The organism is Corallococcus interemptor (assembly GCF_003668875.1).
GTDB lineage: Bacteria > Myxococcota > Myxococcia > Myxococcales > Myxococcaceae > Corallococcus > Corallococcus interemptor.
Genome location: NZ_RAWM01000358.1, coordinates 1 through 435, shown reverse-complemented (window position 1 = coordinate 435; position 435 = coordinate 1). Strand labels below are relative to the sequence as shown.

General features: G+C 68.5%; 1 protein-coding gene. It reads left to right on the top strand.

Annotation, left to right across the window (positions count from 1 at the left end):
- A partial coding sequence (locus D7X96_RS39245) for a hypothetical protein (RefSeq protein WP_208647458.1) occupies positions 1-435 on the top strand: 435 nt, incomplete at both ends.

Sequence of the window (435 nt, the reverse complement as noted above, 5' to 3'; positions counted from 1 at the left end):
GTCAGCGCCAGGGCAATACCGTGCTCGCCAATGAGGACTTCGACACCGCGCTCGCTGCGCCGGGGTCAGCAACGCAGCAGCGCAACGTGCGCCTGCTGGCGGTGGATGCGGCGCTGGCCGCAGGCGATCGGGTGCGCGCAGCTGCACTGCTGGCACCGTTGCAGGCGGCGGTACCGGCAGGTGAAGGCGATGCACGGTCACAGCAGCTTTTGCATCAGGGCATCGAGCAACGCAGCCGGGCGATCCGCTCCAGTCGCGAGCTTCCCCGCATCGGTGCCGAAGCGTACCTGGCACCAGTCCAGCACTGCCAGTCCGTTGACAGCGGCAGCCTCTGCGAGCTGATGCCGGCCGACCTGCAGGGCGATGGTGGTGCCGCACAGCGTGCCTACGCTGCCTATGCGCGCCAGGATTACGCCGATGCCATCGGTGAGGCAC